The sequence below is a fragment of the Halothiobacillus sp. DCM-1 genome, assembly GCF_045689735.1.
Taxonomy (GTDB): Bacteria; Pseudomonadota; Gammaproteobacteria; order Halothiobacillales; family Halothiobacillaceae; genus Halothiobacillus.
The window spans coordinates 1,044,387-1,059,751 of sequence record NZ_CP142685.1 but is presented as its reverse complement, the minus strand read 5'-3'; the positions used below and the strand labels follow the sequence as shown (position 1 = coordinate 1,059,751).

Sequence of the window (15,365 nt, the reverse complement as noted above, 5' to 3'; positions counted from 1 at the left end):
ATCCTATCTTATTCATTTTTAATATTTTTTATGATGTTCTCCTTCCCGTCGTTTTCAGCGGAAATTCCTGAGAATGTTCGCCAGGCTCAAAATAAAGTTGAGCTTTTGCTGCAAAAAAACAGCGCAGCAGGTGCGCCGTTTATCATTGTCGATACGCGTAACCAAAAGCTGTATCTTTTCGAACACCGTGTCGTTCAATCGATTTATCCAATTTCCAGCTCGGCTGTTGGTGTTGGTAATACCGTAAATAGCAACCGAACCCCTTTAGGTCTGCATAAAATCGCCGAGAAATTTGGTGACGGTGAGCCGATTGGAATGATCTTCAAGGCTCGGCGTCCATCCGGGGTGTTAGCACATATCGAGAAGCAGCCGATCAAGGGGCAGGGCGATGATGTCACCACCCGTATTATGTGGCTGCAGGGCTTGGAGCCGGGGATTAACGAGGGGCCGGGTGTGGATTCCCATGCCCGATTCATTTACATCCACGGTACGCCCGAAGAGGGTTTGATCGGCACGCCCGAATCCCACGGTTGCATTCGCATGAATAACGAACAAGTTATTCAATTGTATAACCAGGTAGCTGTCGGTACGCTGGTGGATATCATTCAATAAGTATCACTGTGTCAACCAGTGTTGAGTTTTTAGGAGTTGCTATGCCGGTTTATCGTTCACGCACCACGACCCAGGGCCGCAATATGGCGGGCGCACGCGCCTTGTGGCGAGCAACGGGCATGACAGACGCCGATTTTGACAAACCCATTATCGCGATTGCGAATTCATTCACTCAGTTCGTGCCGGGGCATGTGCATCTTAAAGATCTCGGGCAATTGGTCGCTCGTGAAATTGAAAAAGCCGGCGGTGTAGCAAAAGAATTCAACACGATTGCCGTCGACGATGGCATTGCCATGGGACATGGAGGCATGTTGTACAGCCTGCCTTCCCGCGAACTGATCGCGGATTCCGTCGAGTACATGGTCAACGCGCACTGCGCTGATGCGCTCGTTTGCATTTCCAACTGCGACAAAATCACCCCGGGCATGCTGAATGCGGCCTTGCGCTTGAATATTCCCGTGGTATTTGTTTCTGGCGGCCCGATGGAAGCGGGCAAAACCCGTCTGGCCGGGGAGGTCATCAAACTGGATTTGGTCGATGCCATGGTTCAGGCGGCCGACGATGCGGTGAGTAATGAGGATTTAGCTCTGATTGAACGCTCGGCCTGTCCGACCTGTGGCTCCTGTTCGGGGATGTTTACCGCAAACTCGATGAACTGCCTTACCGAAGCCTTGGGCTTGTCGTTGCCTGGCAATGGCTCCACTTTGGCAACGCACGCGGATCGCAGAGAGCTGTTTCTGGAGGCCGGACGCCTGATTGTCTCGCTCGCCCGTCGCTACTACGAACAAGATGACACCTCCGTGCTGCCCCGCTCGATAGCGACCTTTGCGGCATTTGAAAACGCCATGGCGCTTGATATCGCCATGGGGGGCTCGACCAATACTGTGCTCCATCTTCTGGCAGCCGCGCATGAGGCGGGCGTAAATTTCACAATGTCTGACATTGATCGAATGAGTCGCAAGGTGCCGAATCTCTGCAAGGTGGCGCCCAGCACCGCGAAGTATCACATGGAAGATGTCCATCGTGCCGGCGGGGTCATGGGCATTCTGGGTGAACTGGATCGGGCAGAATTAATCCATCGCGAGGTGTCTACGGTGCACAGCCGCACCATGGCCGATGCGCTCGATCAATGGGACATCCAGCGCCCAACGGCCAGCGATGCTGCACGAAAACTTTATTCAGCAGGACCTGCAGGTATTCCGACGCAAACTGCTTTCTCCCAGGCCACGCGCTGGCCAAGCTTGGATCAAGACCGAGAGCATGGATGTATTCGAAGCATGGCGCATGCCTACAGCAAAGAGGGCGGTTTGGCAGTGTTATTCGGCAACATTGCCCGTCATGGCTGCATTGTCAAGACCGCCGGGGTGGACGAGTCGATTTGGCATTTTGTCGGCCGAGCCCGTGTTTACGAGTCTCAGGAAAGTGCGGTTGAAGCGATTTTGAATGATCAGATTGTTGCGGGTGATGTCGTCGTCATTCGTTACGAAGGTCCCAAAGGGGGGCCGGGTATGCAAGAAATGCTTTACCCAACCAGCTACCTGAAATCCAAGGGGTTGGGTAAGCAATGCGCACTGCTGACTGATGGGCGCTTCTCGGGTGGAACCTCGGGATTATCGATCGGCCATGCCTCACCGGAAGCGGCGGCCGGGGGTGAAATTGCGCTGGTAGAGGAGGGGGATACGATCGAAATCGATATTCCCCATCGTCGAATTGAGTTGATGGTCGATGCGGCGGAACTCGAGAGTCGTCGAGAACGAATGCTCGCCAAAGGCAAACAAGCCTATAAACCACTAAATCGAGCGCGTACCGTCAGCCAAGCCTTGCAGGCCTACGCGCTGATGACCACCTCGGCCGACCGAGGGGCTGTGCGAGACTTGGATCCCCTGCACACTTGAGTAAACGCCGAATAAATCCAGCCTTGGATTTATTCAATTCTGACGCAGTGAAGTGGTGCTTGTATCGATGGCACTGCACAAACGCGGATAAATCAGCCGAGGGATCAGGAATGCGTAGGTGGCAGGCTCTGACTGCCCGCGACACAAACCACCTGATTCCGGCCATTATTTTTAGCTAAATACAGACTTTGGTCAGCCGCTTCGATGAGCGCTACAGGATCAAGAAATGCCGGGAATGAGGCGACTCCTGCGCTAAATGTACAAAATATTTTCTGTCCGTTTTCCGCTTCAATCGCGCAATCTGCAAAAACCGCACGCAGCCGGTCAATGAGTGTGACAGCAGTTACCTCATCGGTATTCGGCAATGTGATCAAGAATTCCTCGCCACCATAACGACCAACGCCATCATATCGGCGCAAACGAGTATTTAATAAATTGGCCAGTTTACGGATGACTGTATCTCCGGTTTGATGCCCAAATTTATCATTAATGTTTTTAAACCGATCAATATCAAGCATGGCGATACTCAATGATTGATTCTGCCGATATGCCCGCTCAATCTCGGTTTCAACCAGGGCTTTTATTGATAAATGATTCAATAGTCCAGTCAACGAATCACTGCGTTTCTCAGCAAGAGACTGCCGATGACGCAAGGCTCGGCGGCGAATAAGACGCAACAAATCATCGATCGCAATGGTTTTATTGAGAAAATCATCCCCGCCCTGGATTTTCGCATCCAACCGTAAGCGATCATTTTCTTCGGTAGACATAAAGAGGATGGGCACATCTTGTAAACGCGGCTGCTCGCGGAATATTTTCGCCAAATCAATACCATCGATGTCCGGCATGTATAAATCAAGCAATATAACATCGGGATTGAACTCCAGCGCCGTTCGATACGCGGATTCTGGTTTGGATTCAAAACGAAAATCAATATTCGCCTGAGCAAAATGCTTGCTCCAGTACAATCCAATCGTATTCATATCATCAACCATCAATACGCGAACAACAGAGTTTGTGTGATTGACGATATGAGCAGCCTGCAGCAATACATTAAGGCGAACGAAATCAACAGGTTCTGTAAGAAAATGAGAAATCCCCGTTTTTACCGCTAAAACACGACATAAAAAAGAATCCCTGGCCGCGATTACAATGGTAGTTTTGGATTGCAGCAAGTTTTTCAACGCATCCAGCGCTGACATCGCCATATCTTCTTGGTCTGCGCCGTCGGTAATCATCATGATAACGGATGCAGATTCGATCGCTGTACGCAGGTCGCTAAGCGTGGCGACACTGGCGTCCTGCCATAGGGGAGAAAAGCCATTCCTCAATAAAATATCCCGCAGATCATCACCCGGCGGTTGTTTGGAAATCACCAAACCAGAGGGCAATACTGATTCTGGCTTATGTTCAAGCAAGCGTTCTAAATGTCGAATCAGGCGAATTAAGCGACTGAAGTCTTCAGAAGGACGAAATTGTTCACGCTCTGCCGCATGAAGTAAGCGGTCGAGCGCATTCGCGAGTTGTGATTGTCTTGTCTCACGCGCACAACCCAACAGGTGCTGTGTTTGGTGAACGAAATCAGCAATGCGTTGAGTGCGAGGCACCGAGATGTCGCTCAGGGTGGCATCTAACGATGCGATTGCAAATGCCCAGTCGGTCATTTCACAACGATTTTGCGCCAGTTCGTCCATAACATCTTCCTGATAAGCGCGAGCATCGCGAGTTTAATGGATATTTAGCGTCAGGTGTATTGTCCTGCTGCTGCTAGTCTCTCTGTTGACCCATGTTGCAAAAGACTTCGCCCATCGGCGTGGGGAATGGAGACTCATCTGCCAGCAGATCACGATTTAACATAATATATATTATGCGAAATAAATACTAGTGTAACCCCAGTTGACAAAACTGGGTTAAACCGTTCTCATCCGCTGTGCCAACGCTTGGCAATGCTTAATCTGAGGAGAAAGTCATGTCCGGTGAATACCTTGATGATGTCAGGAAATACAGTCCAAAGGCCGACTCTGCGGTGGTCGAAAAAATTGTGAAGTATTGTGGCATCGCCCTGCAAAGCCGCGATGCGTCCTATGTATCTGCGAGTGATCCAAAAGAACTGCAGCGAGTCCGCGAAGGATTCGCAACCAAGAAATTAGGGTTGAACGATGCACAATGGGACGAAGGGCTCGGTGCCGTCCTCAAAACATTGGCCGGTGTCAACCTCAAAAGCCGTGTCACTTTTTATTACCTCCTTGCGGAAGCGACCGGAACTCTCGATAAAATTTGATTCTGTAACTTGTTGATCAAGAAATCCTGCATCCTCGGCAAGGATGCAGGATTGATCTAAAACACGAAACGGCTATTCGCCACAATGATAAAGTGCGGCGAATAGCCTTTTGGATGGATATTGGATTGAGTTAGATGCTAAAAGCGAGATGGTGCGCCCGACAGGAGTCGAACCTGTGACCCCAGCCTTCGGAGGGCTGTACTCTATCCAACTGAGCTACGGGCGCAAAAAGACGCGCGAATATTATCCGCTTGGGGGTTGAGTGTCCAGTATTCGACGACAATGGGCATCTTGTTCGTCTGGTTTGCCCGCATTCCTGTCACTGTGATGCCTCCTTAAGTTCCCAATGAAACCTCGTTCGATTCGCCCGAATAAATTAGGTCTAGCCTTTCTGCTCCTCGCATTGGCCATGCTGGTAGCAGCCGTTAATTATGGGAATAACCTGATATTTTTTATCAGTTTCTTGTTTATTTCCCTGTTGTTGAATAGTGGTTGGCAAACTTGGCGATCTCTCATGTCAGCACAACTGGCCATCGATCCCATTCCGTCGCGTTTTGCCGATGAGTCGGTGACAGTGGTTTTGCATATCGTTGCCAGCCTGCCCAATGCGGCAGTCTCTGTCTGGCTGGATGCCCGCGAAATCGATCAAATCCAATGGCGACAAGGGGTGCATCATTACCCATTGATCCTGCCGACGATGCCGCGTGGGCAATATACCGCCCCCCACTGGCGGCTGGTCAGTCGGTTTCCTATGGGCTTGTGGACGGTCACCCGCAGGCTGGATACGCCACAGCCTGTCTATTGGGTTTATCCAAGCCGTCAGGGAACCCAGCCCATCACGCAAGTCTCCCGTATCGCACATGAGCCATCGTCCGGGCAGAAACTCGCTCGCCTCGTCGGCGCAGAAGAATTCGATCACTTACGCCCGTATCAGCCCGGCGATTCCCGTAGCCGGATTGCCTTCAAACGCTATGCCCGAACCGGTCAGCTGGTCAGTCAGCAGTGGGGCGGACAACCGGTCGCTCAGGGGGAGCTTATTCAATTGGACTTTGACCGCATGACAGGGGATACCGAGCAGCGATTGAGTCAGATGAGTGCTTGGATCGATCAGCTCGCGAAAGAAGATCAAGCCTTCGTTCTGCGACTTGGCAATGGGACTGAGCTATCCGGTCACGATGCCGAGCATCGACGCCGCTGTTGGCAAGCACTAGCCAGTTTCGGTCAACCCCGCCCATCCGAGCATTGAATTGAAATGACACCCCCCGCCCCGCCCGCTCGGTTGGACTCTACCCTGCTGATGACACTCACTGCGGGGATTGCACTGCAGGCCATGCATTTACCCCCCTGGATCTGGCTGATTCTCGCCGCCGCGCTGGTTTGGCGCGCAGGCGCTCAATGGCAGAACTGGCGTTTACCTAGTGCAGCCTGGTTGATCACTCTGGCCGTTTTATCCGGATTCGGGGTGTTTTTTGATTACCATAGTTTGTGGGGACGGGATGCCGGGGTCGCCTTTCTAACCCTGACCGCCGCGTTCAAGCTGTTGGAAGCGCGACAATTACGCGACCAGCGCGTCTTGTTGCTGATGGGGTTTTTTCTCAGCATCAGCCTGCTGTTGTTTGATCAAGGAATGCTGACCGCATTGGCGGTGCTTGCCTTGTTTTTCGGGTTGTTGACCGCCTGGCTCGGCATTGAAAGCCCCGGCATTTCCTGGCGCGACCGGAGCCGGTTTGCAGGCTATTTATTGCTGCTGGCCTTGCCCGTCGCCCTGATTTTATTTTTACTCTTCCCAAGACCGCCCGGTGGGTTGTGGGGCGTTCAGCAACCGGTCTCCGCTCAAGCGCGGACGGGACTATCCGATACGCTGTCGGCCGGGAGCTTCGACGCGCTCTCCAAAGACCCAACGCCCGCCTTTCGCGTGCAATTTGACGGAGAAATCCCCCCACCGCCCGCTCGGTATTGGCGCGTACTGGTCATGAGTCAAATCCATGATGGCGTTTGGCAAGCGAATCTGCCGAGCTTTAGCAGACCTCCCCCGTCCCGAGTGGGAAAAATTCTCGGGGATACGGTGCGCTACACCCTCACGCTCGAACCTTCCGACCGGCGCTTCGTGCCCAGCCTCACCCTGCCACGGCAAGCGGCATTGCCGAACAGTCTTCTGCTGGATGCCAACGGCAGTTTGTTTTCCCGCACGCCGATCATCGACCGCCGCCTGATTACTCTGGAGTCTGGGCTGAACTACCGACTCAATCCCAGCTTATCCACCACGGCTCGGCGTGAAAACCTGCAATTACCCGCAGATAACCCTAGGCTCAAAGCGTTGGGCAAAAAGTGGCAAACCCTCAGCCCGGAAGCGGCGCGAGATGCCGCCCTGGATTATTTTCATACCCAAGGCTTTCGCTACACCCTGAGTCCTGGGCGTTTGCAGGGCGAAAACCGGATGGATCAATTCTTGTTCGATACCCGTCGGGGTTACTGCGAGCATTATGCGGAAGCCTTCACCTTACTCATGCGCGCCGCCGGAGTGCCCGCGCGCATCGTCACAGGTTATCAGGGCGGCGAGGTGGTGGGCGATTATCTGCTGGTACGACAAGCCGATGCCCACGCCTGGAGTGAAATTTGGATCGCGCATCAAGGCTGGGTGCGGGTTGACCCGACTACCGCCGTTGCGCCCGAACGCATTGATACCGGATTGGCGCAGGCAGCCATCGAGGATGCCGCCCTCCCCGCCGTTTTGCGCGGAGGAAGCAGTCTCACGCGCCGCCTGGCGCTCACCGTGGATCAAATCCAGAATGGCTGGAATCAGTATGTCCTTGCCTATAGCGGGGAAACCCAGCGCGATCTGCTGCGCAATCTCGGTCTGGGAACGCTCAGCCGCTGGCAGCAAGTGGCCGTTATGCTCCTGCTCATCGCAGGAACCGTGTGGCTGGTGCTGCGTTGGTGGCAACGCCTGGCGATACAGCGCCCCCGTGATGCGATCGAGCGTGCCTGGCACCCGTTGGAGCGGGTATTAACACGGCTCCACCTCACGCGCCAGGCAGGAGAAAGTTGGCAAACCTATTTCGATCGGATCAGCCAGCACCTCCCCCCTGCCCTCGCACGGGATCTGGCCAACCTGGCGCAGCAATTCAGCCGCTGGCGTTATGCCCAACACACCAGCCAGCGACGCCAAAAACTAATTCAACTTCAAGCCGCTGCACTGGCCAAAAAAATCTGGCGGGCTCGACAGAAGATTCAATCTACACGGGAAAACAAACCCGGCCAATCCAGATTGAATGAGGGTCAATCGAGCCGGTGACCCAGGCACCGATCAGGATGCCTGTCCCGTGGTTTTCGGCTGATTGATGCGCAAGAGTAATTGCGCTTCGCTCTCCGTGAGGCCGAAATCCTGCACTAACTCATCGAGACTGACCCGCCCCTGCGCACTCAGACGCAAGGCGTGATCGAAACCTCCGGGCGCCTGTCCGGCTTCCGCAGCCACGATGCCTTCCATACGGGCATTCAGGGCATCGATGCGTTGACTCATCTCGCGCAAGCGCTGATCCCATTGATCCATATGACGCCCCAGACCCGCCAACGCCGATTCGATTGAGTTTTGTTCGTTTTCAATGCGCTCCATCTGCGCCTGAACCCAACGCGCGCCATTTGCCTGAGATTGCGCCGCCTTGTGCGCGGCAATCGCCAGAATCAGCGCAATCAGTGCGAACACCAGCGCCGCGATGGCGCCATACAATTCGTAATCAACCATTATTTTTCAGCCAAATCCGACAAACCTTTCAGGTCGACCAGAATAATCAATTTATCACTGCCTTTGTCGACCTGAGGCACCACGCCAAGGATATGCCCGGCGCTTTCATCACTGCCCGCCCGGCGCGCTGCGTTGACCGTTTCTTCATCCAAGGCAATGACCTCGGCCACGCTATCGACCACGATGCCAGCGACTTCCCCCGAGCGCAACTCCACCACCATGATGCGGCTGTTTTCATCAAAGGGTTTTTCCGGCAGAGAAAAAATGGTGCGCGCGTCCAGGATGGTCACCACATTCCCCCGTAAGTTGATGATGCCGCGAATCGTCTCATGTGCACCCGGAATCGGGGTAATTTCGGCGGCTCGCAAAACTTCCTGCACATCCAGCACATTTAAGGCATAAATTTCATCTGCCACGGTGAAAGTCACCCAACGGGTGATGACGACAGGCCCCTGCTCCATCCCCATTTCATCGAGGTTCTCGGTATCACTGATCATGTATTGCGTCTGGCTCATCGCTTCATCCTCATGTATTTATAGGGTGGCCGCATCCAGTAAACGACGCAATGCCGCGGTATTGAGCACCACCAACCGTTGTGCAGGGTTCACTCCGGCGAGCCAGGCTCGGTCTGACGGGGTATCGTCCACATTACTGCGCCATTGCACTGCCGCCAGCGCGCTGATGTCGGGCGGGCTTTGCATTTGCCCGAGCTGGATGCCCCATAAGCCATCGGAACCCAGCAAAACCACGACAGGCTCGGTATTGATTGCGGGCAATAACCCATCGAGTGACAACACGGGCGCCCATCGCCCCTGATGCTGTACCGCACCGGCTAGATGGGCGGGTGCCTGCCGCACGGGATGCAGCGAGGGGTTGGTCAGCACTGCAAAAATTTCCGTAGCCGGTGCCGCGATGGTCAACGCACCTCGCCGGAAAAACTGCCAGGCATCTCCCCCCTCGGCGGGCGCGTCGCCCTGCCGGGCATGTTCATTGCCCCCGGCTAACGGGATTGGCGGCACGGGCACCAAGGCCGGCGCTTCAGCCTCCTTCGCATCGGACTCCACGAAGAGCGCCGGGTCGATCAATGGCTGATCTGAATCGGCCTGATCGGCAAGCGAGATGGGCGGTTCGTCATTAGCGGAGAGGGAAAATGATGGCGCACTGTCCTCATGCTGGATATAGCATGAAAAATAACTCTCATCCTCTTGAATATATGAGGTATTTTCTGGATTGGTTATTGCGGGTTCTGGGCTTTCAAAAGGAGGGGTTTCCAGAGCCAGCAACTCTTCTGTGTCTTCTGGCATGGCAGAGGACACTGAATTCGGAACATCTGCAAAAGCCCCCGCCTCCGTTGCACGCCCCTCGCGGATGAAATCTGACGTGGGCTTGATTGTCTGCGCCGGGCGTATCGGTTCCAACGCCGGCTCGGGCGAGAGCAACGGGGCGTCGTCTGCGGATTCGATACTGATCGACTCCTGACGGACGAACGGAATCGTATTGTTGACGGGTGCGGGAAATGCGATCGTGGCATCTTCCTCCTCCATCAACAAGCCCGCCAGATAGCTGTCAATGGCCTCTTCCTGCGATGCCAAGACGCGCTCGGATTTCATCATGGCACTCATCCGGATACCTCCTGAACACTACGGGTCAGCGAGGGAACCAAGTCCGGCATCGACCCTGCGACGCGATAAGGCAAGCGCGCCAACAACGCGCTATACGCCTGACTCCCACGGCTATCGGGCGCGAGCCAGGAAATCGGCTTCCCTTGACGGCTGGCCTCACGGAACAAGGTATCGACCGGAATAAACTCCGTCCACACCCGATCAAAATACTGGTCGCGCAAAACTTGCAGCGAATCGCGGGATGCGCGTGTTCGTTGATCGTACATGGTGGGCACAATGAAATATTCCAGCCGGGTTTTTCGTGATCGTTGCACCATAGTCAGGGTTTTCAGCATGCGCTCGAGCCCCTTGAGCGCTAGGAATTCGGTTTGCACGGGCAGAATCAAAAAATCCGCTGCCGCCAGTGCGTTCACCAAAGTCACCCCCAAAATGGGTGGGCAATCGATGATGACCATGTCAAATTGATCATCCAGCGTAGCCAGCGCCCGTTTGAGCACCAACCCCATGCCATCCTTGCCGCCTAACTGGCGATCCAAGGTTGCCAACGCCGTTGCGGCCGGCATGAGGCTGATCCGATCAAACGCTGTCGGATGCACGACGCGTAACGGATTGAGCGTTCGCCCCTCCGCGGCCGCTTGGAAAAGGGAATATACGCTCGCGCCGGGTGCCTCGGGTTCCATGCCAAAGTAACTGGTGAGCGAGCCATGGGGATCCAGATCAATCAGCAGGACCCGAACCCCACGCTGCGCGAACAGACCGGCCAGAGAAACGGAGGTCGTGGTTTTTCCCACCCCGCCTTTTTGATTCGCGACTGCCCAGATATTCATCGCACACACCTCATCAACGCACCGCTGATCTCGCCAAGCGGCAAAATCGCCTGAGTCAGCCCGGCTTTGGCCACCGCAGCGGGCATCCCATAAATCACACTGGTCGCCTGATCTTGTGCCCACACCGTACCCCCCGCCGCCCGCAAGGCGCGCGCACCCTCCGTGCCATCGTCGCCCATGCCGGTCAGGATGAGACCCAAGGCATCTCCGCCCGCCACCGTGGCCGCGGATTGCAACAAAATATTGGCGCTTGGCCGGAAGTTTTCACCCGCCACGGGTTGGCGTTCGGAGAAAACATAAGCCCCCAGTCGGCCATGGATTTCCCCATGTTTGCCGCCGGGGATGATGTACGCGCATCCAGGTTGCAAGGCGATCCCCTGCTGTGCCTCGACGACTTGAATGGGCATGCTTTCATTGAGTCGATTGGCGAAGGGACCAGTAAAACTGGCCGGCATATGTTGTGCAATCACGATAGGCAGAGGAAAACTAGCGGGAATGCCTTGCAATATCGCTTGTAACGCGGCCGGCCCCCCCGTGGAGGAACCAATCACCACGATGCCCCGGCGGCTCAAGATGTCACTCTTTGGCGCGGCTGCACCCGACGGCGCCCGCACAGGCTCGGCGGGCGCCATGGCCAGCCGCTGCCGACGCAGCGCCAGCATGCGCAATCGGGTCGTGAGTAAACGCGCGGACGAAGCCCCCAGATGATCTTTTTGCTCCCCCTGGCTTTTGGGGAAAAAATCAACCGCGCCCGCATCCAGCGCATCCAGCGTAGCGATTGCTCCCGTCTGCGTCAGAGAAGACAACATTAAAATGGGCGCCGGGCAGCGCCCCATGATTTCCCGCACGGCCGAGATGCCATCCATGACCGGCATTTCAACATCCATGGTGATGACATCCGGCTTGAGCTGACACGCCTTTAAAATCGCCTCGCGACCATTGGCTGCTTCACCAATCACCGACAAGCGTTCATCCGTGGCAATCAGCTCTCGCAGCGCCCGCCGGAAAAACACCGAATCATCGACGATCAGTATCTTCACAGTCATTTTTCCCCCGAATCCGGTCAAGCCACAACTTTCAATTTGGGTCGGCTGCGTTGTGCCAGATTGCGCCGCATCAAGCCGGGCAGATCGAGAATCAACGCAATATGCCCATCTCCGGTGATGGTGGCGCCGGCAAATCCTGCGACGCTATGCAGCAACTCTCCCAGCGGTTTGATGACCACCTCTTCCTGACCGATGACCGAGTCAACCACCAGCGCAATCAATTGCGCGCCCACCTGAACCATGACGACCAAGTCCGAGGGCGAGCGACTAGATACGGTTTCTCCGGTCAGGGCCAACCATTGATTGAGCCGATACAAGGGCAAGGCACGCTCCCGCACAATGATCGTTGCCTGACCATCGACGATATTGACCTCTTTATCGGCCATTTCAAAAATCTCGGAGACAACCCCCAGTGGAATTGCGTACTTGCGTTTGCTGACGACGATCATCAGGGTCGGCAGAATCGCCAGCGTCAACGGCACCTTGATGCTGATGGTGGTACCGACGCCAACCTCCGATTCAATCGTAATGGTGCCGGAAAGCCGCGTAATCGCCGTTTTCACGACATCCATGCCCACACCGCGGCCGGAAATATCGGAAATTTGATCTTTGGTGGAGAAACCCGGCAGCAAGATCAGCTCGAAACATTCCTGCGGCGTGAGTCGATCTGCGGCTTCTTGCGTCAACAACCCTTTTTCCACGGATTTTCGCCGCAACAATTCGGCATTCATGCCCGCGCCATCGTCTTGAATGGACAGGCGGATATGATCCCCTTCCTGAGCGGCCGACAGCGTGACCGTGCCTTGGGCGGGCTTTCCGGCAGCCAAACGCACCTCAGGCATTTCGATGCCGTGATCAACCGAATTACGCACTAGGTGAATCAAGGGATCCGCGAGGGCATCGACCAGGTTTTTATCCAGATCGGTTTCTTCGCCGATCAACACCAGTTCCACTTCCTTGCCCAACATCCGCGCGGTATCCCGCACCACCCGGGGGAAGCGGCCGAAGACTTTTTTCACCGGCTGCATGCGGGTTTTCATGACCGCGCCCTGCAGATCCGAGGTGACCATATCCAGTGTTGCAATGACCTGGCTGATTTCTTCATTTTCAAAATTGAGCTTCAGGGTATTCATGCGGTTTCGCACCAGCACCAATTCGCCCACGAGGTTCATGATGAAGTCCAGCCGCTCGGTATCGACCCGGACGGTGTTGTCCCCTTTGGCCTCGGTTTTTGCGGCGTCCGTTGCGGGCTTTTCCGCCGGTTTTTCTTGTTTGCGCTCTGGTTCCTTGGGTATCGGGGCGGGTGCGGGAGTCGGTGCAGAAGGCTTTATAGCCGCAGCGGTCGGCCCCTGCCCCTTGCCATACAGGGAATCCAGCACACGCTCGAACTCTTCATCGGTGATTTCATCAGACGCGGCCGGTGGCACTGCTCCAGGCGACGGTACCTCAGCGGGCGTATGGAACTGTCCCTTACCGTGCAACTGGTCGAGTAGCGCTTCAAATTCATCATCGGTGATCAAATCGCTCGACGGCGCGGCGACGGCTGAGATCACATCCGGATCTTTGCTGCTTTCCTCGCGCTGAAGGTTGCGCATCAAATCATCAAAGGCGAGATCCACTGGGCTCGTCTGAGCTGGGCTCTCCGCTGGCGGGGAAGCCGAGGGGGCTGAGGATTCGCTCGGCATGGCTGCAACCGGGTTTGCCGAGGGCATGGGGGTGCCGCCAGCATGCGCCAGATTCTCGATTTCCTGCAGAAACGCAGCGCCAACGCCTTCCGGCAAAACGCCATTGCGCAGACTGGCAAACATTTCGTTCAGCACATCCAACACCCGCAGCATCACATCCATGATGCCGGGGTTCACCGTCAATTCACCGTTACGCAACAGGTTGAAAATGTCCTCGGATCGATGACAGACCTCAACTAAAGGGGTGACTTCCAAAAATCCTGCCCCGCCCTTGATGGTGTGAAAGGCGCGGAAGATGGCATTGAGCAGATCTTTGTCATTTGGCGACTGTTCCAGATCGACCAACTGATTATCGAGTGCATCCAGCAATTCACCGGCTTCGATGAGAAAGTCTTGTAACAGTTCGTTGTCTGGTTCAAAGGCCATGGTGCTTTCTCCTCATCGCTCGTTACTTTTCATCGCTATTGGGTTGCCCACCAGCTCAAAAGCCGAGGCTGGCCAAAAGATCATCGACATCATCCTGTGTCTTGGCGACATTGGTCTGTGATGCCTGCGGGACGGCAGGCCCCATCCCCGCGCGCAACTCTTCGGCGCTGTGCCCCGTCGTCGCGCTGGGGGGGCTGGTGAGCTTCAGTAAGCCCACCATTTTGGTTTCCAATTGTTCGAGCAGCGTGATGACACGCAGCAACAACTGACCGGAAAGATCCTGGAACTCCTGTGCCATCATGACTTCGGTCAAGTGTTTCTTCAGCAGATCGCCGCTGTTGAGCACAGAGTCGAGGTAACTGTTCAATGTCTGGACGACCGTCACCAGGCGGGGGTTGTTGGTTTCGGCGCGGGCCACTTGCGTCAATTCCTGACCCAGCCGCTCAGAGCGTTCGATCAGACGATCAGCAACCGGCATCGCTTCTTCGATGATGCTCAGGGTGCGATTCGCGGCTTGCTCGGTCAGCGTGATGACATACCGCAACCGCTCGCGGGCATCCGGCATGTCATCCCGCATCAGATGTGCCAAACGGTCATCCTCGGCAAACGCCATCAGCGCTTCGTGGACTTCCCGTGTCATCCGGCCGACTTCTTCGAAGACTGGTGTCGGTGCGTTTTGATTGATAGCCTCGAGCGCGGTCATATAAGCGGCATCATCTCCCGCTTGGGCGGCATCCAGCAGTGCTTGTGCGGCGGAAATTCGAGTATGTGATGCGTTGTGTTCCATTAATGACCCCAAACCTGTTGTCTCCACTCAATCAGCCGGTCGATCCCTCAGCCTTGAACGCGTTCGAAGATTTTGTCGATCTTTTCTTTTAGCGTGGGGCCATTGAATGGTTTGACGATATAGCCATTCACGCCGGCTTGCGCGGCCATGATGATTTGTTCCCGCTTGGCTTCGGCGGTCACCATCAGAACCGGTAAATGCGCCAAGGCGGGATCGGCACGAACCGCTTTGAGCAGATCAATGCCGGTCATTCCCGGCATGTTCCAGTCGGTCACCAGAAAATCATAGTGTCCTTGCTGAAGCATCGGCAGCGCGGTTGCGCCGTCATCGGCTTCATCCATGTTGGTAAACCCCAGTTCTTTCAACAGGTTTTTTATGATGCGTCGCATGGTGGAAAAATCATCCACCACCAGTATTTTCATGTTGCGATCCATGATGG

Annotated in this window: 14 protein-coding genes and 1 tRNA gene; 5 read left to right on the top strand and 10 right to left on the bottom strand. The window is 55.2% G+C overall.

What is annotated here, in order from left to right:
• Positions 1-30 precede the first annotated feature (30 nt).
• Positions 31-612 carry a L,D-transpeptidase family protein gene (locus tag VOI35_RS05005; protein WP_407274975.1) on the top strand — a complete coding sequence of 194 codons (582 nt, stop codon included), beginning with the start codon at positions 31-33 and terminating at the stop codon, positions 610-612.
• 41 nt (positions 613-653) lie between these two features.
• Entirely contained in the window at positions 654-2,507 is a 1,854-nt protein-coding gene (gene ilvD / locus VOI35_RS05000) for a dihydroxy-acid dehydratase (protein WP_407276798.1), read from the top strand.
• A 104-nt stretch (positions 2,508-2,611) separates the two neighbouring features.
• Here ilvD and VOI35_RS04995 read toward each other — a convergent pair whose 3' ends face one another.
• Complete coding sequence (locus tag VOI35_RS04995) at positions 2,612-4,201, bottom strand: diguanylate cyclase (protein WP_407274974.1); 1,590 nt, start codon at positions 4,199-4,201, stop codon at positions 2,612-2,614.
• Positions 4,202-4,476: 275 nt separating this feature from the next.
• Here VOI35_RS04995 and VOI35_RS04990 point away from each other — a divergent pair, with 275 nt between their 5' ends.
• A complete protein-coding gene (locus tag VOI35_RS04990) occupies positions 4,477-4,788 on the top strand; it encodes a DUF2853 family protein (RefSeq protein ID WP_407274973.1) in 312 nt (103 codons plus the stop codon).
• A 149-nt stretch (positions 4,789-4,937) separates the two neighbouring features.
• Here the strand turns inward: VOI35_RS04990 and VOI35_RS04985 are convergent.
• A tRNA-Arg gene (locus tag VOI35_RS04985) sits at positions 4,938-5,014 on the bottom strand.
• Between the two features lie 288 nt (positions 5,015-5,302).
• Here VOI35_RS04985 and VOI35_RS04980 point away from each other — a divergent pair.
• Together VOI35_RS04980 and VOI35_RS04975 are read left to right on the top strand one after the other, a co-directional pair.
• On the top strand, positions 5,303-6,034 hold the full coding sequence (locus VOI35_RS04980) for a DUF58 domain-containing protein (RefSeq protein ID WP_407274972.1): 732 nt from the start codon (positions 5,303-5,305) through the stop codon (positions 6,032-6,034).
• A 6-nt stretch (positions 6,035-6,040) separates the two neighbouring features.
• Positions 6,041-8,083, top strand: a complete 2,043-nt coding sequence (locus VOI35_RS04975) for a transglutaminaseTgpA domain-containing protein (RefSeq protein ID WP_407274971.1) — start codon at positions 6,041-6,043, stop codon at positions 8,081-8,083.
• Positions 8,084-8,095: 12 nt separating this feature from the next.
• On the opposite strand, the gene VOI35_RS04970 is transcribed toward VOI35_RS04975, so the two are convergent.
• The 8 genes from VOI35_RS04970 to cheY are packed head-to-tail and all read right to left on the bottom strand — an operon-like array spanning position 8,096 to position 15,360.
• Positions 8,096-8,533: a DUF2802 domain-containing protein gene (locus tag VOI35_RS04970; RefSeq protein WP_407274970.1), complete on the bottom strand. Its 438-nt coding sequence runs from the start codon at positions 8,531-8,533 to the stop codon at positions 8,096-8,098.
• Entirely contained in the window at positions 8,533-9,048 is a 516-nt protein-coding gene (locus VOI35_RS04965; RefSeq protein ID WP_407274969.1) for a chemotaxis protein CheW, read from the bottom strand. The genes VOI35_RS04970 and VOI35_RS04965 overlap by 1 nt, the downstream gene beginning before the upstream one ends.
• Before the next feature lie 18 nt (positions 9,049-9,066).
• Positions 9,067-10,155, bottom strand: a complete 1,089-nt coding sequence (locus VOI35_RS04960; protein WP_407274968.1) for a hypothetical protein — start codon at positions 10,153-10,155, stop codon at positions 9,067-9,069.
• Positions 10,152-10,982, bottom strand: coding sequence for a ParA family protein (locus VOI35_RS04955; RefSeq protein ID WP_407274967.1), 831 nt, complete (start codon positions 10,980-10,982; stop codon positions 10,152-10,154). The genes VOI35_RS04960 and VOI35_RS04955 overlap by 4 nt, the downstream gene beginning before the upstream one ends.
• On the bottom strand, positions 10,979-12,028 hold the full coding sequence (locus tag VOI35_RS04950; protein WP_407274966.1) for a chemotaxis response regulator protein-glutamate methylesterase: 1,050 nt from the start codon (positions 12,026-12,028) through the stop codon (positions 10,979-10,981). Before VOI35_RS04950 ends, VOI35_RS04955 begins: the two co-directional genes overlap by 4 nt.
• Before the next feature lie 17 nt (positions 12,029-12,045).
• Complete coding sequence (locus tag VOI35_RS04945) at positions 12,046-14,139, bottom strand: chemotaxis protein CheA (protein WP_407274965.1); 2,094 nt, start codon at positions 14,137-14,139, stop codon at positions 12,046-12,048.
• A 55-nt stretch (positions 14,140-14,194) separates the two neighbouring features.
• Positions 14,195-14,926 carry a protein phosphatase CheZ gene (locus VOI35_RS04940; RefSeq protein ID WP_407276774.1) on the bottom strand — a complete coding sequence of 244 codons (732 nt, stop codon included), beginning with the start codon at positions 14,924-14,926 and terminating at the stop codon, positions 14,195-14,197.
• A gap of 47 nt (positions 14,927-14,973) precedes the next feature.
• Entirely contained in the window at positions 14,974-15,360 is a 387-nt protein-coding gene (cheY, locus tag VOI35_RS04935; RefSeq protein WP_407276773.1) for a chemotaxis response regulator CheY, read from the bottom strand.
• Positions 15,361-15,365: the final 5 nt, after the last annotated feature.